This window comes from Methanocorpusculum sp. GPch4 (assembly GCF_012062385.1).
In the GTDB taxonomy this organism is placed as follows: Archaea; Halobacteriota; Methanomicrobia; order Methanomicrobiales; family Methanocorpusculaceae; genus Methanocorpusculum; species Methanocorpusculum parvum.
Genome location: NZ_SIJA01000067.1, coordinates 34,791 through 59,345, shown reverse-complemented (window position 1 = coordinate 59,345; position 24,555 = coordinate 34,791). Strand labels below are relative to the sequence as shown.

Sequence of the window (24,555 nt, the reverse complement as noted above, 5' to 3'; positions counted from 1 at the left end):
TTCCAAATATAACCCATATTTTTTCCCGCTTTTTTCCCACAGATATTTAATCCATAAATGGTAACTGTATAACAATGAGGGCACGTACGCTGATTCTGAGCATTGACAGAGATGACGACGTGGGATACAAGGCCGGTGTCGAGAGCCCCGCGGTCGGCAGGGAAGCATGTCTCGATGCAGCCACACGGCTCGGCATCGCCGATCCGGAAGATTCCGATACGAATGCCATTTTTCAGGCAATAAAAACCTATGACCAGCTGAAAGCAGAAGGCGAGGACGTAGAGGTCGCCGTAATAGGGGGCAACCATATGAATATGCTCGAAGGCGACAGGCGGATAGGCGAACTGCTCGAACAGGTCATCGGGATCACCGGATCCACCGACTGCATACTCATCTCCGACGGGGCGGAGGATGAATACGTTCTGCCGATCATCCAGTCACATCTGAAGGTGGCAAGCGTTGTACGCGTGATCATCAAACAGCTGCCAAACATTGAAGGGACCTATTATATCATCAAAAAGCTGCTGAACGACCCCAAGATCGCAAGAAGTGTGCTCCTGCCGGTCGGCCTGGTCCTTCTGCTCTATGCCCTGGTCGCCTTGCTGGCACCCGGGATTTCGGCAGTTCTGGTGGCAGTAGGGATCATCGGCTTATATCTTCTGTTCAAAGGTTTCAACTTCGACCAGTACTTCGTCTACGTCTGGCACGCGGTAACCGAATCGTTCAGAAAGGGACAGTTCTCCTTTATTGCCTATCTGGTCGCAGTCATTCTCGTCATCGCCGGGATCATTTCAGGGCTGATGAGCGTGATCGCCAATTATCCAAACTCGGGAGACGTCGGCATCCTCTATCTCGGCCTGACGTTCCTGTATGGAGCGCTCATCTGGGTCATCGTTGCCGGACTGGTGGCATCAGCCGGAAAGATCACGGATTACGTCCAGAATTATCAGGCAGGGATCTCACGGATATTTGTCGTGCCATTCTTTTTTGTTGCGATCGGTATGATAGCCTACGGTGCAGTGATCTATTTCCTGTCCATCTCTCCGGTCGAACCGTTCCCGTTCACCACCACTGACGGCATTATCGCAATGATGCTCCTCACGATAGCAGGCCTTGCAGTCGCATTTCTCGGCATCTATCTCAGACCGCGTGTCCAGAAACAAGTCCGGGCATGGATAGAGATGAGACTGAAACTGGAGGAGGAAGAGACGAACGGAAAGAAAAGAAAACCCGTGTATAAAAAAGTTAAGTACTGAAAAAGATACCGGGACCCTTACTGGAAATACCCGAAACCTTTCTGCATGACCTTGATATTGCTGTAGATCTTTGATTCGGCAGGACCGATGATGAACGTCAGTTTCGGGATCACCGTTCCAAAGGTGTGAGCCGGATACCAGTAAGATCCGTCCTCATAATCGATCACCGCATTTTTTACAACAATGACCGCACGACTGTTGTCAACATAGGTGTAGACCGCCGTTTGGCTGTCTTTTCCCGGCTCAGGATATCCGACAACCGAGAGCACACGGTTTTTCAGATCCTGTTTGCCGAAAAGAAAGACCAGAAACGCGATCCAGGGGGTGACCTCATACTGCACGGTGATCTCCGCTTCCGTTCCCGAGAGAGCGATATCCATGGAGCGGACGGTCAGATATCCGTACCGGTTGGATCCTTCAGTCAGCACCGAAGAATCGCCGGAGACCGTCTGATTCCCCTCAGGAAGCGTGATGATCACCCCGGAATTTGCTAAAGCCTGGCCTGGAATGAAGAGGAGCAGGAGTGCTGCTATCATTATCAGGGAAAAGATCCGGGAGAGGTTCATTGTGATACGTATGTCTCGAAAACGAGATAGTCTTTTCCCCTACGAAAACCGGATCGGCACATCCTGAAAGAGATCTCCGTCGAATAGACCACGGGGCGTGATCCTGAGATGCGGGATCACCGTAAGGGAGAGAAACGCCAGGTTCATGAACGCCGCCGGAGATGCGCCCGTCATCTTCAGCCGGCCGGCAAGCTCTTCCAGCTGTTGTGCGACCTCTTCATACGCAAGCGGGGTCATCAGCCCTCCGCACGGGAGGGAAAGGACGCTCGTTTTTCCGTCACAGACAACTGCCATACCTCCGCCGCCGTCTGTCAAAGCGCGGATCGCCAGAATGATCTCCTCATCCGTGACGCCTGCCGCGATGATGTTATGGGCATCATGCGAGATCGATGCCGCGATCGCGCCTTTCTTAAAGTTAAATCCTGATACAAGACCCACACCAGACCCTTCGGACCGGTACCGGTCAACACTCACGACTTTACAGAGATCTCCGGCCGTCTCACTGTCGAGAACCTCCGTTATGATCTCACCTTGAACAAGGCCGATGACCCGGAGTTTTCCCGCAGGAAGAGCAAGTTCCTCCTTTTTTGGAACACGGCAGGAAAATGGCGGCGAAGCGCAGGACGGAGAGCTGCCCGGCATATCTATCGATGAAGCAGGCATGCCGTTTTTATACACCTCCAAAACCGCAAATTCGGGACCATCCACCAGTATGCAGAAGTCCGCGACCCTTCCGGGGGCGATCATCCCGCGGTCGGCCAGACCGAAACAATCGGCAGCGGAAAGCGTCGCAAGACGGAGAGCATGCTCAAGTTTCATCCCGCAGTTCATCGCGACCCGTATGCAATGATCGATCGAACCTTCACGGACCAGAGAGTCCGTATGCCGGTCGTCTGTGCAGAAACAGCAACGGGACGCCGTCATATCATTTACGATCTCTGACAAAGCGGCGATATTTTTTGCGGCATCGCCTTCCCGGAGAAGGACATACATCCCAAGAGAGAGTTTTTCGCGGCCTTCATCAGCGGAAGTACACTCATGATCCGTTTTGATATGCCGGGCCACATAGCTGCAGAGCGCTTCGCCGGAAAGTCCCGGCGCATGGCCGTCGATGTGATCGAAGACGGCCAGCTTTGCAAGGACCTCGGGATCGCCGGAAAGCACGCCCGGAACATTCATCATCTCACCCAGCCCGATGACCGAAGGAGTGTTTTTGTAGGAGGCGACATCCTCTGCGGAGATGACCGCGCCGCCTTTATCCAGCGGGGTCGCCGGCACGCAGGAAGGGATCATGAAAAAAATATCAGCCGGCGAACTCTTCGCATCCCGGATCATGAAATCGATCCCGGCACAACCCGAGACGTTTGCGATCTCGTGAGGGTCGGCTATCACTGTGGTCACGCCGTTTCTGAGGGACAGCCGGCCGAACTCGCGGGGCGTGAGAAGGGAACTTTCGATATGGACATGGGCGTCGATCAAGCCTGGAACGACCCGGGCGCCGCAAAGGTCGGTTACCCGATGTCCCGTCAGAGAGCCCGGAGCGCCAACAGCGCACACCAGACCGTCTTCAGCAGAAAACGCTGCCGGCCGCCACTCTGCACCCGCAGGATCAAAAAGAAGGGCATTGTCAAAGATCTGCATCATCTGATCTGAATATTCTGAATGAAGCCGGTTATACGTTTCGTTCCTTCATCACGTTCGAGAACATAGATAAAAACCTTGTACTCGCCTGGCGAAAGATCAATCTGCAGTTCCGTTACAGAGTCGCCCTGTATCAGCGTCCCAAGAACAGATTCGGATTCACACACCTGCGTTGAGGAGAGAAGAGTATCCTGACGGAATATATTGTAAAGGAACCAGACGTCTTTTGGTTCACCATTATAATGGACAGGGGTCGTTAAGACGCCGTCCTCGTAGACGGACGTCCCCGCAGTCAGAGATGTCCCCCCGGTAAACAAGATGATCAGACCAATCACGGCAGCCAGACAGACCAGGCCTGCAATGATCAGCAGAGGTTTGCGTTCCATATCCTTGTGCCTATTCAGCCCTCTCGACGATGACACGGACTTTGTCGCCGGCCTTGAGACCGGAGCCTTTCGGGACATCTATGTTGAACCAGTGAGGACCCTGCTGCGCCATAAGACAGTCCTTTTCCCCGTCGATATCAGATACAAATTCCAAGGTTTCCACTATCTCAAAAATTTTAACAGCCATACTAACATAGAGGAAAGGAACAGTAATTAAGTTTGTTGTTTTCCTCCGGGAAAACAAAAAGGGAATATCGGGGTGATATCAGATATTCTATTTACATCGATCTGTTTGTTACCATCCATGTGGTACTGTTGGAGTAACTCCAGCGGCTGATATCCAGCTCATCACAGATTTCGGAGAGGATGGCGAGATTTGTCCCAACTTCCTTTGAAGAGAGACCGAGATCTTTTGCGATATACTTCGCTTTAAAAAATCTCCCGCCCTTGGATACACCTGCTTTCAGGTATCCGAGGATCTTCGCCTGGGTTTCGTTGTATCGTTCAAGAATTGTTTTAGGTTCGGCCATTTTGACTTACCTCACGTAAGTATTGTATCTTTTACATTATAAAGATATTGTTATGAAGGCTCTGCATGATCGAAACTGATCAAAAAAAGTTATCCGGGTGTTTTAGAGTGATGCTGCCGGAAATTGAGAGATTTTTTCGACCATCTTTTCGATGACCTGCGTCCGCATACCCTCAACGAATTTGATGCTGCCGACGACCAGGTGACCGCCGCCGGAGATCCCTGCTCCGGGCATCTCATCCCGCATGGATCTGACCATCTGCGGGATATTCATCCGAACACCACGGGATCTGATGACCGCAAAGTCCGGACCAAGGCCGAGAGTGACAACGGGTTCGTTCACATACTTCTTGCAGAGGATATCGTGAACTTCGCCGGAGGATTTGCCCGGAGGCGGGAAAGTGAACCGGTGTGCAAACATCTCCACATCGGCAAGGAACAGATTCGCACCGGAAGTGAGTTTCTGATCATGGATGTGAGGCATCATGGTGTTCATCTGATCTTCGATCGCGAGGTTTGCCTCGGTAACGAGAAGGTTCACGAGCTTTAGATGGCGTTCCGGAGCATTGTTGATATTGAGGATGTCTTTGACGATCTCGCGTCCGTCATTGAATCTGAGCCAGTACTGCTCGTAATCAAGGGACAGGGCCATGTCTTTGCATTCAGCGCGGGTGTATTTTCCTTCGATCAGTGCAAGATAGGAGTCGAGCTCGGGAGCCTCGCTCCGATCCGCAACTCCGGCAACTGCCGGGAAATGCATGATGCGTGATTCGACGGCGGGGTTGATCAGCCGGGCAATTTCCGTTCCAAGCATGCCTGCAGTGACGCCGAAGTCGCCGCCGACATGATAGGGATTGACATGGCAAAGGAGATACTTGTCGATCGTGTCATCGGGATGGTGGTGGTCGGCAACGATGACGTCAAGACCATAGACCTCGGTCATCTTGTATGACGGCATGTCTTCTTCGGTCGATCCGTTGTCCATGAGAAGGATGAGCGGAAGTTTCTGACCGAACCGGACATTGTCTTTGAGCATCATGTCCAGATCGCGGGTCACATCTTCTATCTCATAGAAGGGAGCCTTCGAGGGCGAGCGGCGCAGAAGGAAGTTGTCCTGATCCGGATCTCCGCCATTGTCCCGGATGAACTGGGTCACGGCTGTTTCGACAGAGACAGCAGCACAGATTCCGTCGGCATCCGCGTGGTGACGGATGATGATCGGCTGCTGAGTGAGAACGGCACGGCGGACGATCTTTGCAAGTTTTCGCATCTCGGGCCAGAGAGCTTCGATGACATCGCTTTTGACCATCGGGCTGACTTCCGGAGGTTCGGCGCGGGCTTCAAGAGCACGGTTGATCCGGCCGCGGACGTTGTCGGCTTCCTCGCCTTTGAGGACCTGCATGCCGGAGACCTCGATCTGCATCTGGTTGTTTCTGCGGGTGGCTTCGCCGAATACTCTGACGATGTCGCCGAGATTTACTTCAGGATAGGACCGGACGCCTGCTTCGGTGAAAGCCGCCGCATCCTCGACGCCTGAGTCATCACAGATGGTGAAGATGGTCGGACCCGAGGTCTGTTTGATCTGCACGACATCAGCTTCGATCGTCACGTTTCTGCCGATTTTTGATGCGAGATCGGAGAGTTTTGTAAGCGTGACTTTTTTTGCGACAAGCTGGGTCTCATAGCTTCCTTCCTGAAGGATGACCTCCCGGAGATCGATATTGCCGTTGGGACGGACTTGATTGACGAGAACGATGATCGAATCGCGTTCCTGTTTATCGGTCAGCACATTGCTTTTATGGAGAAGACCTTTGGTTTTGTCATTTAACTGAACGAAGGTGCCAAAGGTCGCAAAACCCTGGACTTTGCCGATGTACATGCTGCCTTCAACGATGTCATCGACTTCACAACCCGGACCAAGCCGGTATACGATATCTGTCATTAGTATTATTCCTCTTCAAAATCCTCTATTTCATCGGTATCTGCACCGCAGAGACCATAGAGCTTTTCTTCACCGTCACGTCTGCCGCGGGCGACCAGAAGGTCGCCGGCATACAGACAGACGTTTCGCCCAGGACGATAGATCCATCTGTTTTCATGTTTTACGGCAAATATGACCATTCCGGTCACGGTACCTACATGAGACTCAGCAAGGGATTTTTTGTCAAGAGTGGATCCTTCATGGACCGTGACCCACGCAATGATCTCATCAGACTCCCGAACGATCCGTTTGAGGATCGCGGGCACTTCGATCTCCCGAAGAACGACATCAGCAATCGAGCTTGCCGCGTCCGAGATCGACTCGGCAAACGAAGACATATACAGCATTCCGCGCAGACTTGCGACATCCTCGGTGCGTTTGGCCGCTTCGAGGGTCCACAGATCGAGCCGAAGCCGCATCTCGTCGAGCTCCTCTTCGAGCGCCACGACTTCATTTGCCAGATCCAGATTTTCATGGAGCAGAGCCGAGTATGCAAGGCCGACGGAGAGTTCGCTGATGTTTTTCATCTCGATCATGAGAGCGGCCGCACGGTCGAGATCGCTGATCGGAGACGGAGTCAGATCATCATCACCGGGGACCGGCTGACCTGCCAGTTCGCAGAGTTCGGGAAATCCGTACTCAGGACCTCGTCCGACTAGGACGTCGCCGGAGCGGAGGACCGTGTGTTTGTCAGGATCGTAGAATCTCTGACGCATTCTCCGGATCATGATGATCCGGATCCCGGTTACTGACTGGAGCTTGATGTCGCCGAGACGTGCGCCGTCAAGGGGGCTTCCGGCGGCAACGACGGTCCGATGAGTGGCTTCTTCCGCCTCGGGGAGAGCTCTGCGCAGGTTTGCCGGAAAGGAGACGTGCCGCATGATATTTTTTGCGATATCAGCCGCATGGTTGGATATCCTCTCAGAGGCTTCGGCAAGCTGAAGAAGGCCGCTCATCGGTTCGGTCTCTTCTATACGCCGTACACTCATCATACTGGTGATACGTGCCTGGTAGACAAGGTCATTCATACGTTCTTCGAGTTCTATGACTTCATCAGCTATGGCGTTGCTTTCGAAAAGCACCGCGGAATAAGCCAGATCAACCATAAGTTCGCTGATGTCCTTCATCTCGACAAGGACATCTTTCAGGTTGATCGGTTGGTTGTCACGTTCCATGATAGTGTGTATATTAGTGAGAGTTCTGACTACTTAATAAATAGGATAGCCGGACCGAGGTAAAGAATCTTTGATCAGAGCAAAAAGGTGAAATCATATTGAAAAACGGGTGTGAGGATACCGACCGTCACAGGATCAGTCCTGCCGGTTCACCGGGATGAGTCCGGTATTCCCGCCGGTTATACACTCCCCGCCGCGCGGGGTAACTATGAACGTATTTTCGATGCCGACCATCCCGACGCCGGTTATGCCGGCCTTCGGTTCTACAGCGAGCGTCATGTTCTCGACAAGCGGCTCGTCGAACCCTTTTGCGATCACCGGCATCTCGTCGATCAAAAGCCCGATCCCGTGACCGAGGAATTTCACCCGCCGGTCTTTATAGCCCATAAAGTTCTGTTTGAACTCCTCATCAAGATCATCCAGTATCGTCTGATAGATCTCTGACGGGACGGCACCCGGTTTCAGCATCGAAGAAACCGTATTCTGGATCTCAACGCACTGATAATGGGCAGCGGCCGCCGGTTCCGGCAGCGGTTTTCCAAACACGTACGTCATCGTTTTGTCTGTCAGATATCCGTGATATCCGCACCCCACATCAAGATACACCAGATCGCCGGACGCCAGTTTCCGGTCAGGGCTTCCAAGCACCGGAGCATACGGCCCGATACCCCGGTTTCCGCTCGCTCCGTTGAAATATGACGGATACAGAGAACTCTCGCCAAATCCGATGTGACCCATCCGGACTTCCGTATCAAACATCCCAAACCGTACGATCCCCTGATGACCTTCACGCACCATGACCTGATACAGCGCGGTGCCAAGTTCAGCTTCGCTCATACCCTCTTTCAACATGCCCGGGGCAAGTTCCTCCAGGACGTGACGGTGGATATCGCCGGATTTTTTCATCAGCGCCAGTTCATACGGACTTTTGACTGATCTGACGTCGGCGAACTCTCTGTCTGCTGAGGCGATGTGTCTGAACGGGAAATACTTCAGAAACCTCTGCAGATGCGCATACGAGATCAGCTCGGTTTCAGTATAGAGGGTCTCGCCGGTAACGGGTGACGCGGCCGCCGCATCGCGGAAACTTTCCATCGGACGGATATCAGCGAATCGAGACTCGTCAAGAGCACGCGAATAACTGTTTCTCACCCAGAAAACCGGCTCTTCATTCCGTGAGATCAAAAGCGCGCCGTCCTGCATCGTGCCGGTGAAGTAATAGAGATTTACCTTGCCGAAGACCGCAGCAAATGTCCATTCAGGATGCTTGCGGTCCATCTGCGCATGAAAACGGAGCATCCGGTTTTCAAGTTCGGCAAAAGGGACCTGAGTCTGCATAATCAGTTTGATGAGAAGAAGGGGATAATACTTGGCATCATGCGGTCGTTTGGAAACCCGCGTCATTCTTCCGCAGAATGCCCGAAAAAAAGAGGATTATTCCAAAACGGCGCCTTTATCGGCCTGACCGGCGTAGCGTGCATAGCGTGCAAGAACGCCTTTCAGCTGACGCTCTTTTGGAACCCACGCTTTTCTTCTCTCTGCAAGTTCCGTCGCATCTACCAGAAGATCCAGCGTCTGCTCATACAGATCAATCTTTATGATATCCCCTTCACGGACCAGACCGATCGGTCCGCCTGCCTTTGCTTCCGGAGCGACATGACCGATACACGGACCGCGGGTTCCGCCGGAAAAGCGTCCGTCTGTTACGAGAGCTACATGGGTATAGCCAAGACCCATCAGCGCCGAGGTCGGGGAAAGCATCTCCGGCATACCGGGTCCGCCTTTCGGCCCCTCATACCGGATGACGATCACGTCGCCCTCAACGATCTTTCCGGTGAGGATCGCATCCATCGCCTCATTCTCCCCGTCGAACACCCGCGCCGGTCCTTCATGCTTCCACATCGCATCGATCACTGCCGACGATTTGATCACCGATCCGTTCGGCGCAAGCGAGCCTTTCAGGATCTTCAGCCCGCCGGCCTTGTGGACAGCGTTCGTAAGACTGTGGATAACGTTCTCATCCACATACTTCACGCCGTCGGCGATCGCAAACACCGATCTTCCCGAGACCGTCATACAGTCTTCAAGGTGACGGCGGATCTGTTTGAACACCGCAGGGATGCCGCCCGAGTGATATAACGTCTGCATCGAGTGGGGACCTCCCGGCTGCATCGAGCAGATGTGCGGAACGATCCCTCCCATCCTGGTAAAATCGTCAAGGGTCAGCGGGACCTCCGCTTCCTGGGCGATCGCCATCAGATGGAGAACGGTGTTCGTTGAACCGCCAAGCGCCATATCTACGGCGATGGCGTTTTGCAGCGACTCTTTCGTGATGATATCACGGGGTTTGATGTCAGCTTTGATCAGTTCAACGACACGGAAACCGCTTTCATAGGCGAGCCGAAGTTTTGCTGAATCCACTGCGGGGATCGCGGCACAGCCGGGAAGGGACATTCCCATCGCTTCCGTCATGCAGGCCATAGTATTTGCCGTATAAAGGCCCTGGCAGCTCCCGCACCCTGGCATTGCCGCGGCTTCCAGCTCATGAAGTTCCTCCTCGGTCATCTTGTGGGCAGCCACCTTGCCGACGCCTTCAAAAATATCCGTGAGGGAAAGTTCGCAGCCTTTGTGATGGCCTGGAAGCATATTCCCGCCGGTGATAACGATTGCCGGAATATTGCACCTTGCCGCCGCCATAAGCATGCCGGGAACGATCTTGTCACACGTACATATACAGACAAGAGCATCGAACCGGTGCGCCTGGATCATGAGTTCAACGGAGTCCGCGATGTTTTCCCGCGAGGCAAGCGAGTACCGCATGCCTTCATGTCCCATCGCGATCCCGTCGCAGATGCCTATCGTGTTGAACTCAAAAGGCGTGCCGCCTCCTGCCGCAACTCCCTCTCGGACGCGTTCGGCGACCATGCGAAGATGCGTATGGCCCGGAACGATCGTGTTCCAGGAGTTGGCGATCCCGACAAAGGGTTTGTCCATCTCTTTATCCGATATCCCAAGTGAGCGTATAAGAGAGCGGTTGGGTGCTCTGGTGTATCCTGATTTCACATCATCGCTGCGCATCTGAATCACATAGATAAAGGGAATAGATTATAATAAAACAAGCGGCCGGTAAAAAGACCGGCTTATCGGTGATGAAGTCCTTCTTCCGCCAGATTGTCCCAGAAGATCTTTCCCATGATCTTCAGATCGGTATATTTTCCGTCAAGGTAAAACGCCATTTTTTTGGTTCCTTCCAGTTCATATCCCAACCGTTCATACAGACAGACGGCACGCGGATTGGTGTCGGCGACCATACACTCTATTCGGATAAAACCGCGTTTACTGACCTCATCTTCAAGAAACTTCATCGCCTTTGTCCCGATGCTCATACCCCAGTACGCGGGTTCTATGTACAGAAAAAAAACGGCACTATGCGAAAGCCGGGTCCCGGGCGGCTGGGAATAAAAGCCTGCTCCGCCGATTATCCGGTCCTTGTAATGCATACACCAGAGCGAGACGAGACCTGACTGGATGTACGACCATAAAGCCAGCGTCGCCTCCATCGAAACCGGAGGGATTGATTCGAAATGCTCTGCTATCTCGGGAATATTGCATAACTCGTTGATCCGCCCAAGTTCCGACTCCTGAACCGGACAAAACCGGACCTCTGCAGCGATACGTTCAGCCATAAGCTAGTGTGGGAAGCGGGATGCAATAAATATATCGTGCAAAAAAACGCGGGCGGATCCTTTGGGCGATGCCTGGATAAAAAAGGGATCGCCGCCGGGATTTGCCGCCCGGTCAGACAGTGTCGCCATCATTAAAGCCAACCAAAACCAATACTACAGCAGATGACCATAGTTGCATGCCTTGGAGTGGGCAGAATAGGCGGAGAGGTCGCATATGTTTCGGCCCTCAGAAAATTTGCCGACGAACTCGTCCTTTTTGATATCAGCGAACCCCTGCAGCATGCCCAGAAACTCGATATAACCCACGGGATCGATATCCCCGTATCAACAAACCCCCGTGACCTGAAAGACGCCGACTACTGTATCTTCTCTGCCGGATACTCGCGTTCGCCCAAAATCAGGACCCGGGCCGATCTTTTTGATAAAAATCTCCCGATCGCAAAGGAGTCGGCGGAACTTCTGAAAGGATTCTCCGGCAAACTCATCGTCGTAACCAACCCGATGGATGTCTTTACCTGGTACTTTGCCAAGCAAAGCTGCCTCGACGAGAGTCAGGTCGTCGGCTTCGGCGGCCTTCTTGACAGCCGGCGGTTTACCGTAGCGCTCAAAGCTCTCGGAATCGAAGCGGAAGGCCAGGTCCTCGGCGAACACGGTGAACATCAGGTCCCGCTCTTCTCCGCTCTCGACATCGACATCCCTGATTCCGTAAGAGAGGAGATCCTGACCGGACTTCGCGGATCCTCGATGCCGGTGATCAAAGGAAAAGCCGGAACGGTTTTTGGTCCGGCATACCACATCGTCTCGATGATGGAGCGAATCGAAAAAGGCGAGCGGATCACCTGCTCTCTTCCGGCAGACGGCGCTTACGGGATAGAAGGCTGCGCACTGGGTCTTCCGGCCGTCGTAACACGTTCCGGCGCAAAGATCGATGAAAGCCTGAAGTTCGATCCCTGGGAACTGGAAAAACTTCTCGAAGCTGCGGCGTTTCTCCAGGGACTCTGCAGGAGAGTATAGATGGAGATCGCCATCAATCAGGCCGAATACTCAAATGCGCCCGGCGGCCCGGTCGTTCACATATTCGGACGGGAAGCGGACGGGACCCCCCATCAGCTGAAAGTCACCGGATTTCGCCCCTACTTCTGGGTCAGGGAAGGTGAGGCCGAGAAGATACGCGCGGAAAAGATCGAGGTCACAAAGGACAAAGGCATCTCCATCAAAGGTGAACCTCTTCGCCGGATCTATACGGAAAAACCCGGCGATGTCAGAAACGTCAGGGAAAACTATCACCATTTCGAAGCCGACATCCCGTTCGCCACCAGGTTTCTGATCGACACCGGCCTCACCGGAGGCGTCTGTGCTCCGTCTGAAGAGTGTTCATACACGGAACTTTCACCGGCAACGGTGATCTCCAGGCCAAGGGTCTGCATGTGCGATATCGAGTGTGATGACAGAAACGGATTTCCCGAACCCGAACGCGACCCGGTCACCTGCATAACCTGTCATGACTCGTTCGACGACCGGTATACGACCTTTGTGCTGAACGGAAAGACCAAAGGAGCGTATGATAAAGCGGCGGCGCTTCCAAGCGGATGTTTTTCCAACACGCACTCGATCTTTTCCTATGACACCGAACGCGATCTGTTTTCCGGCTTCATCGACTACATCCGGGAGAAGGATCCTGACATCCTCTCCGGGTGGAACTTCATCGACTTCGACGCCGAGTATATCCTCAAACGTGCCGAGACCCTAGGTTTCCGTTCCGAGGTTTTTGCCCGGATGCCCGGAATGACCGAGCGAAATGCAATGAGGGGTCGTGTCATCTTCGATCTTCTCGCAGCCTACAAAAAGATGCAGGGAAGTCAGAAGGAGTCGTATCGTCTCGACGCCGTAGCCGAAGATGAACTTGGCGAGACCAAAGTGCGGTATACCGGAACTCTCGGTGATCTCTGGGATAATGATCCCCTGAAGATGGTGGAGTACAACTTCAAGGATGTGGAGCTCTGCGTCGGGATCAACAGAAAGAACAACATCATCGAGTTCTATCAGGAAGTTGCCAGATATGTGGGCTGTCCTCTGGACAAAACGCTGAACTCTTCGAATGTCATCGACATCTATATTCTCAGAAAAGCGTTCGGCAAATTCATCCTGCCGTCCAAAGGAAACGCCTCGGGCGAGGAGTTTGAGGGAGCGACCGTCTTTGATCCTAGCAAAGGCGTCAGAGAAAACGTCATTGTTTTGGATCTAAAATCACTCTATCCTATGGCGATGATGACGTTGAACGCTTCTCCTGAGACGAAATCTCCTACAGGCGAGATCCATGCCCCAAACGGGATCAGATTCAAAAGATCCCCGGACGGACTGACCCGGTCGATCATCAGCGAGCTGATGACCGAACGTGACGAGCGGAAAAAACTCAGGAACAGTTTTCCGTTCGGATCGGACGAGTACACTCTGTATGATATGCAGCAGAATGTGCTGAAGGTCATCATGAACACGTACTACGGGGTCTCGGGTTTTTCCCGGTTCAGGCTGTATGACAGGGATATCGGGGCTGCCGTGACATCGGTCGGCCGTGCGATCATCCAGCATACAAAAACAGTCATCACCAAACGCGGGTATGAGGTGATCTATGGAGATACGGATTCCTGCTTTGTCCAGATCCCTCCCATGTCTCTCGAAGAGACGATGAAGGTCGCCCGCGAGATCGAGGAGGAACTCAACGCAAGCTACCAGTCGTTTGCAGAGGAGACGCTCGGCGCGGATATGAACTTCTTCTCGATCAAGTTCGAGAAGATCTACCGGAGATTTTTCCAGGGCGGGGCAAAGAAGCGGTATGCCGGTCATCTCATCTGGAAAGAGGGGCAGGATGTCGATAAGATCGATATCACCGGCTTTGAGATGAAGAGATCGGATTCCGCGCAGATCACCCGCGAAGTACAGGAGCGTGTTCTGGAGATGATCCTTAAAGGAGACGGCAGGGAAGATGTGAAAAAGTATCTCCCGGAGGTGTTGAACTTCTACCGTGAAGGAAGATGCCCGCTCGAAAAGGCAGGCATTCCAAGCGGGATAAACAAGTCTCTTGCCGATTATGCTCACCTGGATTCACACGGAAGGGGAGCGATCTACTCGAATACGTATCTTGGAACAGACTTCAAACGCGGCAGTAAGCCCAAGCGGCTGTACATCAAGCGGACAAATATGCCTGAGAAATATCCGGAGACAGATGTGCTCTGCTTTGAGTACCCGGATCAGATCCCTGCAGGAGCATTCGAGATCGACTGGGAAACGATGCTCGAGAAAACGATCCAGGCACCACTCAACCGGATCTTCGATGCGCTCGGCTGGGATTGGGACGAGTTCGATCCGACCAAATCCAGAAAAACTACGCTGGATATGTTTTTCTGAAGCGGGTTGGACGCTGAAAGCGGACGACCTCAGCGGAGGCGGATTGACGGCGCAGACGGCGATCTTAGCGGAGGCGGGGTGGTGGCGAAGTCGACGCCCTTAGCTGAGCAAACCTTCGGTTTGCTCTGCTAAGGGCGGGCCTTGCGGCTCACCCCGCCTCTTCCGACATCTCTACGAGTTTTGTCTGAACCGAATAGGTCATCTTCACCAGCGGATTTGCGATCCCGATCTTCTTCGGCAGTTTTTTGTTTCGGGAAATACACTCCTGAATCACCTCCGCTTCCATGAACTGCCGGTAAACTTTCCGTGACAAAGCATCCAGATTCTGCGCCTTGAGCCCCTCTGAAAAATAGAAATAGGTTACACTGCCGGGTTTCACGATCTTTATCCCGTATATGCCGTGGTTTGGTTCTGCCTCCTCCGGATTGATCTTGATCGGATCCCTCTGCCAAAACGTTTTGATGATCTTATCGTCACTGGTGTTCAGTTTCTTTGCGGTCAAATAGTCATGCCTGCATGCTCCAATGAGTTCCAGATTTTGTTTTGATCCGGCTCCTTTATCGAAGATGATCAGGGAACCTTCGGTGAGTTTTTTCTGGGATTGAAGAAACGTTGACCGAAAATGGGTGACGTCATTTACATTTCCGGCTTTCACCGTTACGCCGATCGGTACATTGATCGGGTGAGCAAGTTCCGTGATCCCAAGAGTTATCTGCTGTTTATCCGGCCGGTGATCACGACTGTAGCCGTATTTTCCCAAAGGTGAGGCACTCCCGTGAAGAACAAGGCTTGTCCAGTCGAGATTTACGTCGGTGTGCTCGAACTGACAGCGGGAAAATATTCTATCCTGGAGTCCGGAGATGATGAATGCACTGTTTTGCCCGAGCGTTTCCAGAAGACGATACAGCGTTTTTCCCGTGAACGAAGGGAGATTATAGTATTCTCTGGTTTCCGGCTGCATGAGCCAGGAATGAGCTCTTTTGATGCTGAAGTTGTCGCTGAGTTTGTAGGCGGTGAGGGATTTGATCAGGGTAGAGATGTCGATTCCTTTCTTTTTTAGCGGGGAAAAGAGGGAGGGGAGGTCAAGGGAGGTGAACATTTTTTCGCTGAGGAGGAGAGGGCCAATCGGAAAAGATATGTGGGGAGTTGGCGTAATACTGAGTGTCTCTGTGCGTCTGTTGGTTTTCATTTTGCAAAATTAAATTGACGGCTTACGGGGACTAGTTTTCTCTTTTGTTGCGTTTACGGGATGTCTGAATGAAGACTATTTTTGCAACTGTCAAAGTCAGATTATACTATTTTTGGGTTGATGATCCCCGGTATTTTCTTTGTTCCCATGGAGATCGGTGAGTAGATCAGAAAGCTGTTTTTCGCAGCTCTGCGTCGATGTCCATGTCAAGGATCTTATTGTCGGTGAGCCCGAGCTTATAGGGATTGACGGTCATCGTCATGACATCACCTTTGACCACGAAGATGATCGAGGTGGAACCGTAGGCTCCCCGATACCTGCCGCTGCCAAGATACGACCAGGTGATCTCCCGGTCGAACGGGACATTGTCATACCCCGGAGCATTCAGCACTCCGGTGACCCGGGCGGTGTTGTCTGCACGGAAAACGACACGGAAGTCTGCGGAGGCTTTGACGATGAAAAGGTTGATCGTCTTTGAGCCTATCCATGTGCCGACGATCTCTTTCGTTCCCTCAGGCAGCGGGGTCGGTGTTGGCGTTGGTGTAGGTGTCTTTGTGACAGTCGGGGTCGGGGTCTTTGTAGGGGTGGGAGTCTTTGTGACAGTCGGGGTCGGAGTTTTTGCAGGGGTGGAAGTCTTTGTGACCGTTGGAGTCGGAGTTTTTGCAGGGGTGGGAGTCTTTGTGACAGTCGGGGTAGGGGTTTTTGCAGGGGAGGGGGTCTTCATTACCGTCGGGGTAGGGATTGGGGTCTCATCCGGACCTGAGCCGATATCCTGCAGAAATGCCGGGAGATACGGAGAGATACGATCATAATTCAATCCAACCGCTGCTCCGCCGGCAACACAGAGCAGACATAACATGATTGTCAGAACCTTACCCATAGATACTTTCTATTCTGAGTCAGAGACGAAAAGAGTTTGGGTAAAATAAAAAAAAGATGGGGTTATACTTTTTTTGTCGGTATCGAAAGCGGGTTGTCCATTCCCTCGACACCGAGTTTGGACGGGACAAGTGTCACCACAAGATCCGCACCCACGAGCTGGAGAGGCAGGACCTCAGAGCCGTACTTGGCCTGATACTTGTTTTCATTCACATACTCCCAGGTTACATCCTTCGTAAAGGACTTTTTCTGGCCCATCACGTCAAACGTTCCGGCGATCGTTCCGGTACCGTCAGCTTTGTAGACCATAGTAAGATCATAGGAGACCACGCCGTCTTCAGAACCTTTCCAGTTTCCGACGACTGCGTCAGGCGATGTAGTGGTTGGAACAGGCGTCGCTGCCGACGTCTGGGTCGCTGTTGGTGCAGCGCCGGTGGAACGCTTCATGTTGATATCGTAATCGATATCGAAGTCAGCAATGCCCATCTTCATCGGGTTCACCGTGATAGTGAGCGTATCGCCGGTCAGATAGATCGCAAGGGAGTTGTCCCCGCTCTTTCCAACATACTGGTTGCCTGATACATACTCCCATTTCAGGTTTGCATTCAGGTTTTTGCTCATACCGCCGCCGCTGAAGCTGCCGGTCAGTTTTGCGGTCCCGTCCGCATTGCAGACGAGCGTCATATCATAGGAAACGAGCAGACCGTTTTCTACGCCGACCCAGGTGCCGACGAGGGCATCCGGAGCCGTTTCTGCTGGCGGTTGGGTCCCGACACACCCGGCGGCACACACGCAGGCGAGAAGAACGACAAACACCCCTCCAAGAAGTTTAACATTCATACATTCTATTCTTGGAAGAGAAGAGGGTTAATACTTTTCTCTGTGATAATATTTCCGAGCGTTTTTTCGTATGTTCAGTGTCGGGAGAGACGGATCCCGATGTTGTCGGCCTTCGTGGAAACGGATATCTCCAGACCGAGCGGATCCAGAATCAGCTGCATCTCCGATTCGGTTTTTTCGGTGACCACACAGATAGAAGGACCTACCGAACTCATGGCGACGAACTCAAGGCCCGCCTGCCTGAGAGCGTTCATATGCTGATATATTATGAATGTGTGGTGCTGGACCTCGGCACGTTTCGAGCCGCGGAACTCGATCTCCCACATGATATCCCCCATCTTTTTTAAATCTCCTTTTTCGATGGCCGGGATCATGTCCATCATGATCATGTATGCTTTGAGTTCACGGTCCCGGTAGTCAAGGGTCCGTGCACGGTTCATGAGAAGGGAGAACTCCTCAAGACCGGCGTTGTCATCTTCGGAGTGGATGTTGGGCGTTATGATAAAGACGTTTTTGTCTTCAGCGAAGGCGTGCTGATATACATGGGTCAGCTGATCGCCGAGAATATTCATGCCGCCGTAGATTGAGGTTGCCGCACCGACGCCGGTCTCGAAGCCGAATGCAATCATGCCCGGCTCATTGGTCTCTTCAACATAGTTGTGACCGATGAGCCGGCGGATCCCGTCATACGTGAGCGGGCGGCCGACTGCTTCGTTCATGGCAGAGATGACTGCTGTCGCAGTCGTACAGGTGGAACCGAGCCCGACATGTTCTTTGCCGTGATCCTCGGTCCTGATCAGAAATCCTCCGGTGTATCCGGTGACCGCTTTGAATGCGGCAACCAGATGTTCGATCAATAATATACGGGGCGAGTCGATGACCGTTTTTTCAGGAGTGCAGGACACCGTCGCATTACTGTAGAGCTGCAGCGCAAATCCAAGTCCGCCGCCGCCAGGCATTCCCGGAGAGAAACGGTTCATATCCAATACGGTCAGGTGGACGCGGGCCGGAACTGTGGCTTTGAATGATTCTTTTTGCGGGACAGGGGGTTGTACAACAGGGATTTCTCTGTAAAGATGTTCACCGGGATGAAAGGAGGTGAAATCATACTCGACAAGATCGAGATCGCCGCCTCTGATTTTCAGAATGGCCATAGGTGTTCGTCGTTAGATGAAGCGGGAGATATTATAATGGTTTTCATATACGGAACGCAGATGATAACAGGTGAATGAGCAGACACATGCAATATAGCATCATATGGTTTATTGAAAATGAGGTGGATGCAAAATAAATGTGGGAAGGTTCGAAATAACTGCAAAATAGCAGCAGAAGATCAATTTATTTATACACCCCCCAGGAAAGAACGACCAGGGATGTGGAAAATACCAGGACACACCTATTTTGAAAGAGAAGTTTCTGCAACGGTTTTTGTGATTTATACGCCGCATCAGGAAGAGGTTGACCAACTCCTTCAGGAATCAGACCCATACAAACACCTTGCTGCCGCTTTTTTCAAAACATATTTTGATAAAGACGGCAACGTCAGGATGGATACAGATATGTGCCAAAGCCCAAACACCGCACCCAAACATCAGAAAAAACGCAAGGAAGATACAGGATGCGGAGATCTTACTCAGGCAGATGAACGACACCAAAAATACCGATCCGAAAAATCAAATCAGCAGACGGAGACACAAAAAATCTGAGGGCAGAAGACAGGCTCCAAAAAATTTTCAGGATGCAGAAAAATATCGCCTTCATAGCTTCGCTGTAATGCCTTTTTGAAACATCGGCAGTATGATTGATCGTCCAGACGATCACGACCCGGCAAAAGCCCGTTATTTTCTTCTGAACGAAGAAGAGCCTAGAAGGACCGCAGAATGGCTCGTGGACGGCACATATTTTTCACAACAATTTAAAAACCTCAAATTAGGCTTTATTTTAAAATCAAACCCACATAATGGCGAATTTCGCCAGCAAAAATACCTCAATTTATTGCGCATAATAGGTATTATGCGCAATCATTATCTGCACAGAGAGCCAAGAGATACACATACCAGCATGGCACCCCCAAAACGAACTTTCAGCATCTGGATACCGAGATATCTCAGCAGCCTTCAGACAAAGAACTATGCGGAGAATACGATCCAGGCATACGGCCGGACACTCAGGCTGTTTGCACGTTACGCGACATATCTGAAGGAAAATGAAGGAGTGCCGCCTGCATCCTGCAAAGAACTGGACGATATGAGCATGGGGGCGGAGATAGAAACGAATTCATACGAGATCGGGGATTTTTTAACCCTGATCCGAAACGAACGGCAACTCAGCCCGGCAAGTCTCCGCCAGTACGACTCGGCGCTCAGTTCATTTTACCAGTACCTTATCAGTCAGGACATTACCGAATCAAACCCGATGACGAAAGTAGACCGGCCAAAGCTCAAGGATCGGGAACTCAAATACCTCCGACACCCGGAAGTGATGGTATTTATCAGTTCACTGACAAATCCCCGGGACGCTCTGCTCATTCGGACTATCTATGCTACAGGGATGCGTATCTCCGAGATCTGCGGGATCTGCGCCGAAAATATAGATTTTGAGGAAGAGACAATCCGCGTCAGAGGAAAAGGAGGAAAGATCAGGATCGTGTTCTGCGATGCAGACACCCTGCGTCAGATCCGGGAGCATCTGAACGGAAAAAAGACCGGCCCCGTCTTCGAAGGGAGAAACGGACGCAGTATTTCTCCCAGAACGGTACAGCACATCTTCAGCCTCTATGCGCCGAAAGGGATCACGCCGCATAAGATCCGACACAGTTATGCAAGTGAACTCTACAAACGCTCGCATAATCTGCGGGTTGTTCAGGAAAATCTCGGACACAACTCTATCCAGACGACCGAGATATACATCCACACCGACCTCGATGAACGCAGAAACGCATACCGCAGCTACTTCCCGCTCGCAAACGGGGAATAATCACAGCTTTTTTTAACAGGACATACGCAGTCATTTAATCACGTGAGCCCGCTTCCACCCCGGATCGAACACACACAAACCCAGTATTTCCACTTGAACATACCTCGCACACCCCAGTAATAAACCATATGATGCTATACGTAAACCGGGACATTATTTTGTGCCGGCAAACCCTAAAATACACATAACGCCCCTATATTCTGATTACAGCGATGGAGAAAGAAGAACCCCTTATAGAAGACACTGCCGCGATGCAAAACGGCCTCTTTGAAGAACCTGACCGCAGTGAAGAGATCAGCAAATATCAGAAATTCAAAAAAGTCGACGGGGCAACCTACAGAAAAGTCAACATCTTCTTACGAAAACGGACCTATATAACCGCACGTGAATGGGCGATCGCACGCCTGTGTTCCGACTTCAAAACACCCTACGGCGCCGAGATGACATTCATCGGCGAGAACCTCCCAAAACTCTGCCCCTTCATGGAAGAGCCCTACAGCCCGCAGGCGGTCAATCAGGCGCGAACCGCATTCAAACGCAAGGTCAGAAAATCCGGGGCGACCTTTTTCTACGGAGCCATGTGCGGATTTTTCACGCTGGATGAACTGGATGACATACTTTTTGAATCAAGCGAGGTCGCCAGATTCCTGCTTGAAATCGAAGGGACCTCATTAGAGATCGACGACGAGATCGACATCGAAGACAAGATCAGCGAGATCATGCGAAAACTCGGTGAATCCGCAAATGTCATGCTCAACAGCAGACGAAACGGTGCTGAAAACGAAGAGGAAGAAGGAGATGAGGAAGAGGATGAGGAAGATGAAACACAGTGATCCTCACAACGATCAGATTTTTTCTCAATCCTTATTATCAGCGACCGCCCATATTCTTAGATAGACGGTTTGTACATATGGCACTTGAAAAACGTGAAAAGAAATATTTCGGCACAAACGGTGTTCGCGGCGTGACCGGCGTCGATATGACCCCGGTTTTTGCCCTGAAGGTCGCCGAAGCATTTGGGACCATGCTTGGCGAAGGCAAAAAAATCGGTATCGGCCGCGACACCAGGACCTCAGGACCCGCGCTTGCATCCGCGGTCCGTGCAGGACTTATGGCATGCGGGTGCAGCGTCGTCGACTTCGATATCATTCCAACACCCGGTCTGCAGTACCTTGTTCTGCACCACGATCTCGACGGCGGGGTCATGATCACCGCATCACACAACCCCCCCGAGTATAACGGCATCAAGATCATCGAAGCTGACGGGACCGAGATGGGCGACGAGCGGACCCTCCAACTCGAAGAACTGATGATCCAAAACACCCCGGCCGTTTCACAGTGGAACAGAGTTGGCGGATCCACGGAAGAGCCGCAGGCGCGTAAACTATATGTCGATGCAATCGTTGCACAGTTCCCAAAAGACTGCGGGAAAGGCGTGACTGTTGTAGTAGACCCGGGAAACGGGCCTGCGGCAGCGACCACGCCTGAGATCCTGCGAAGACTCGGATGCTGCGTCCACACAATCAATGCCGAGTTCAACGGCCTCTTTCCCGGCAGACTGCCGGAACCAAGTCCGGAAGGACTCGCAAATCTCTCGGCCATGGTCCGTGCAACCGGGGCGGCATTCGGCGTCGCCCATGACGGAGATGCCGATCGTGCGATCTTCGTGGACGAAAACGGCACATTCATGGATGGAAACATCACATTTGCGCTGCTCGCCTCCTACTTCTGCGAGAAGAACCCAGGAAGCGTGATCGTAACACCGGTCAGCACATCCGGTATCGTGGAAGCGGTCGGCGCAGCATACAACTGCACGACGACATACACAGTAGTCGGCAGCATCTATGTGGCGCGAACCATGCGCGAGATGATTGCGCGGGGTGAAAAGGTGATCATCGGCGGCGAAGGGAATGGCGGGATCATTTATCCAAAGCACCAGTTCTGCAGAGACGGCGGGATGAGCGCCGCGACCATGCTCGGATTTGTCGCAGGAAAGACCCGGCCTCTTTCAAAACTCATCGAAGAGCTCCCGGCATTCACGATGTATCAGGAGAAACGAAAAACCACCCAGGCAAAAGAGATCGTCGCTCACATGAGGACATGCTTTGCTGACTGCCCTATCGATGACCGTGACGGGATCAGGATCATCAAAGGCGGCGCATGGGCGCTTATCCGGCCGTCGGGAACCGAGCCGCTTGTGAGAGTCTTCACCGAATCACTGGATCCTGCTGAAGCAAAATGCCTGCTGGATCATATACTGACAGAGATAAAACCTTATCTCGCATAACCTTTTTTCAGGCCGTCAAAAAAATATCAGAGTTTTCGAATCACAACGATGACGGCAGATGTCGCAAGAACTGCAAGAAGAATGGAGATCAGCAGAGCAGTGTCTTGCGGGAAAGCTGCTGCCGGCAGTACTGTTATCGTGATGTTTGCATTGGTATCTTCCACATATCTGCCGGCGGCATCATACCCGCGAACGGTATAGACGGTTGTTCCGACCGGCATCTCTGCCGTTTGCTCTGCAGTGAACACATGGCCGAACTCATAGTTCGTCTGCGCCGCAGGATAGAGCGACCCGTCGGGATTTACGAACACCCGGGTCAACAGGCCGTCAAACGTATACTCAACACCGCCTGCGGTGTAGATGAACCGCATGATCTGATCGTCAACGGTGTATCTGTACGGGGTCCCTGCATCCGAAAGATCCGTTTGGATCGGACGTGTCAGACCGTACAATGCGAGATATTCGCCGCGGCTCACCGTAACGTCATACGGCGTCACATCGATCGTCTTCGTCAGGTTCGGCAGAAGCGAGACGGTGTTTTCGGGAATAGGCTCAGATGAGCGGTCTGCGCGTGTATAGATCACCCGGAAATCATTCGCGGAAGTATCCGGGTATTTAGTGAGCACCCCGGAACATGTCTTCACCTCTCCGGTGGCCCTGTCGACCCATGTGTAGGAGATCTCGCCGGTATCATAATACGTATAGGTCGTTTTGTCACTGTCTTCCAGACCGGCAAGAAGGATCTGAGCAAGTTCCACCTGCAGGGTCGTGCTCGAACTGCCGATATTGTACATGATCAGCGTGTTTTCTGCAGAAACCGGTGTATCAAGGATCGTCCCGCCGAGGCGGTTTACGACCTCGATGCCGTTGTTCGGCTGCCAAAGTGCCGGTATCTGGTATCCGGCAGAACCGTCAGGTATCTGGAAATAGCCAGGGAACCAGTCGATGTAGGAACGCAGACCATTCTGCCGTGCATAACTGACCACATTATCCCGGTTTTCCCCGGGGCGAAACATCCCCAGAGAAGCATGGGTGAGACCAAACGAAACCGTACGTTCGATGGAATCCACCCGATTGCCGCCGCCGTCAATAAACCGGATCATGTTTCCATCTGCATCCAAAACATCCACAACGATCCTGTATACCCCTGCGGTAAGATCTCTGGAATAAGGAGTCAGCTCACCGTTTTCATCAGCGTCGAAATACATCCCTGAGTCGGCACTGGTCACGCCTCCCTGAACATAGGCGAGATAATATCCCCATTTTTTACTTACAAGGACCTTATTTGCACCGTTTGCATGCCCATAGGGTTCGGTGATCCCTTCCGCTGCCAGAATCCCGCCCCACTGCTGTTTTTCCGGGATCATACTCATATCAACAGAGGAGGCAGAGGTCTCGCCGGTAGAATCTACATGGCTTTGCAGTGTGCGGATAAGTCCGCCGGCAGAGTCATACACCCGCACCCTGACGTCAGCAGGCTCTCCGGTGTTGACAAACGTTCCATACACATAAAAATCCCTCATCTCAGCAAACACGGTCTCGTGTGCAGACGGCTGAAGGATATCGAGCGACACATCAGCGCCGGCAGGAACGATACAGAAAGCACCGGCAAGGAGTAAAATCAGCATTATATACGCAGATCTCAAAGTAATACACCACACAAAGAATATGGATACATATGCCGGATAGATAATATATCTGTCGTTAACTTTCCAAAGATTTCAACCAATCCTTTATATTCTGGTCAGGTGCATCTATT

22 protein-coding genes are annotated in these 24,555 nt (G+C 52.2%); 7 read left to right on the top strand and 15 right to left on the bottom strand.

The window, feature by feature from the left end; genetic code table 11:
• Positions 1–74: 74 nt before the first annotated feature.
• Positions 75–1,256 (top strand): DUF373 family protein, encoded by a 1,182-nt coding sequence (locus EYA77_RS05585; protein WP_167816133.1) that lies wholly within the window; start codon positions 75–77, stop codon positions 1,254–1,256.
• Positions 1,257–1,273: 17 nt separating this feature from the next.
• Here EYA77_RS05585 and EYA77_RS05580 read toward each other — a convergent pair whose 3' ends face one another.
• The 10 genes from EYA77_RS05580 to EYA77_RS05535 form a co-directional block, all read right to left on the bottom strand.
• Positions 1,274–1,822: a hypothetical protein gene (locus EYA77_RS05580; protein ID WP_052319918.1), complete on the bottom strand. Its 549-nt coding sequence runs from the start codon at positions 1,820–1,822 to the stop codon at positions 1,274–1,276.
• 39 nt (positions 1,823–1,861) lie between these two features.
• Positions 1,862–3,466: an adenine deaminase gene (gene ade, locus EYA77_RS05575; RefSeq protein WP_167816132.1), complete on the bottom strand. Its 1,605-nt coding sequence runs from the start codon at positions 3,464–3,466 to the stop codon at positions 1,862–1,864.
• Positions 3,463–3,849, bottom strand: a complete 387-nt coding sequence (locus EYA77_RS05570; RefSeq protein ID WP_042697219.1) for a hypothetical protein — start codon at positions 3,847–3,849, stop codon at positions 3,463–3,465. The genes ade and EYA77_RS05570 overlap by 4 nt, the downstream gene beginning before the upstream one ends.
• Positions 3,850–3,859: 10 nt before the next feature.
• Positions 3,860–4,003: a hypothetical protein gene (locus tag EYA77_RS05565; protein WP_180738257.1), complete on the bottom strand. Its 144-nt coding sequence runs from the start codon at positions 4,001–4,003 to the stop codon at positions 3,860–3,862.
• Positions 4,004–4,127: 124 nt separating this feature from the next.
• Positions 4,128–4,379 carry a hypothetical protein gene (locus EYA77_RS05560; protein ID WP_042697216.1) on the bottom strand — a complete coding sequence of 84 codons (252 nt, stop codon included), beginning with the start codon at positions 4,377–4,379 and terminating at the stop codon, positions 4,128–4,130.
• Positions 4,380–4,481: 102 nt separating this feature from the next.
• Positions 4,482–6,320, bottom strand: a complete 1,839-nt coding sequence (locus EYA77_RS05555) for a DHH family phosphoesterase (RefSeq protein WP_167816130.1) — start codon at positions 6,318–6,320, stop codon at positions 4,482–4,484.
• 5 nt (positions 6,321–6,325) lie between these two features.
• Positions 6,326–7,534: a potassium channel family protein gene (locus EYA77_RS05550; protein WP_042697209.1), complete on the bottom strand. Its 1,209-nt coding sequence runs from the start codon at positions 7,532–7,534 to the stop codon at positions 6,326–6,328.
• 135 nt (positions 7,535–7,669) lie between these two features.
• Complete coding sequence (locus EYA77_RS05545; protein WP_042697682.1) at positions 7,670–8,872, bottom strand: Xaa-Pro peptidase family protein; 1,203 nt, start codon at positions 8,870–8,872, stop codon at positions 7,670–7,672.
• Between the two features lie 96 nt (positions 8,873–8,968).
• A complete protein-coding gene (gene ilvD / locus EYA77_RS05540; protein ID WP_095641876.1) occupies positions 8,969–10,612 on the bottom strand; it encodes a dihydroxy-acid dehydratase in 1,644 nt (547 codons plus the stop codon).
• A gap of 62 nt (positions 10,613–10,674) precedes the next feature.
• Positions 10,675–11,220 (bottom strand): GNAT family N-acetyltransferase, encoded by a 546-nt coding sequence (locus tag EYA77_RS05535; RefSeq protein WP_095641877.1) that lies wholly within the window; start codon positions 11,218–11,220, stop codon positions 10,675–10,677.
• 162 nt (positions 11,221–11,382) lie between these two features.
• Between EYA77_RS05535 and EYA77_RS05530 the strand changes: the two genes are divergently transcribed.
• Together EYA77_RS05530 and EYA77_RS05525 are read left to right on the top strand one after the other, a co-directional pair.
• The gene (locus EYA77_RS05530) at positions 11,383–12,234 is read left to right on the top strand and encodes a malate dehydrogenase (protein WP_167816129.1); all 852 of its coding nucleotides are present in this window, start codon (positions 11,383–11,385) and stop codon (positions 12,232–12,234) included.
• Positions 12,235–14,625 (top strand): DNA-directed DNA polymerase, encoded by a 2,391-nt coding sequence (locus EYA77_RS05525; RefSeq protein WP_167816128.1) that lies wholly within the window; start codon positions 12,235–12,237, stop codon positions 14,623–14,625.
• A gap of 148 nt (positions 14,626–14,773) precedes the next feature.
• Here EYA77_RS05525 and EYA77_RS05520 read toward each other — a convergent pair whose 3' ends face one another.
• The 4 genes from EYA77_RS05520 to EYA77_RS05505 form a co-directional block, all read right to left on the bottom strand.
• A complete protein-coding gene (locus tag EYA77_RS05520) occupies positions 14,774–15,724 on the bottom strand; it encodes a transposase (protein ID WP_167816127.1) in 951 nt (316 codons plus the stop codon).
• Positions 15,725–15,980: 256 nt separating this feature from the next.
• Entirely contained in the window at positions 15,981–16,694 is a 714-nt protein-coding gene (locus EYA77_RS09825) for a hypothetical protein (RefSeq protein ID WP_042697194.1), read from the bottom strand.
• A gap of 62 nt (positions 16,695–16,756) precedes the next feature.
• On the bottom strand, positions 16,757–17,533 hold the full coding sequence (locus EYA77_RS05510) for a hypothetical protein (protein WP_042697191.1): 777 nt from the start codon (positions 17,531–17,533) through the stop codon (positions 16,757–16,759).
• Positions 17,534–17,607: 74 nt separating this feature from the next.
• Positions 17,608–18,687 (bottom strand): GHMP kinase, encoded by a 1,080-nt coding sequence (locus tag EYA77_RS05505; protein ID WP_167816126.1) that lies wholly within the window; start codon positions 18,685–18,687, stop codon positions 17,608–17,610.
• Positions 18,688–18,804: 117 nt separating this feature from the next.
• On the opposite strand from EYA77_RS05505, the gene EYA77_RS05500 reads away from it, so the two are divergent.
• The 4 genes from EYA77_RS05500 (at position 18,805) to glmM (ending at position 22,796) form a co-directional block, all read left to right on the top strand.
• The gene (locus EYA77_RS05500; RefSeq protein WP_167816125.1) at positions 18,805–19,239 is read left to right on the top strand and encodes a hypothetical protein; all 435 of its coding nucleotides are present in this window, start codon (positions 18,805–18,807) and stop codon (positions 19,237–19,239) included.
• A 355-nt stretch (positions 19,240–19,594) separates the two neighbouring features.
• Positions 19,595–20,509: a site-specific tyrosine recombinase/integron integrase gene (xerA, locus tag EYA77_RS05495; RefSeq protein WP_042697673.1), complete on the top strand. Its 915-nt coding sequence runs from the start codon at positions 19,595–19,597 to the stop codon at positions 20,507–20,509.
• 212 nt (positions 20,510–20,721) lie between these two features.
• Positions 20,722–21,342: a DUF5806 family protein gene (locus EYA77_RS05490; protein ID WP_081406619.1), complete on the top strand. Its 621-nt coding sequence runs from the start codon at positions 20,722–20,724 to the stop codon at positions 21,340–21,342.
• A 77-nt stretch (positions 21,343–21,419) separates the two neighbouring features.
• Positions 21,420–22,796, top strand: a complete 1,377-nt coding sequence (glmM, locus tag EYA77_RS05485; RefSeq protein WP_095641905.1) for a phosphoglucosamine mutase — start codon at positions 21,420–21,422, stop codon at positions 22,794–22,796.
• Between the two features lie 26 nt (positions 22,797–22,822).
• Here the strand turns inward: glmM and EYA77_RS05480 are convergent, their stop codons facing one another.
• A complete protein-coding gene (locus tag EYA77_RS05480; RefSeq protein ID WP_167816124.1) occupies positions 22,823–24,424 on the bottom strand; it encodes a hypothetical protein in 1,602 nt (533 codons plus the stop codon).
• Between the last annotated feature and the right edge of the window lie 131 nt (positions 24,425–24,555).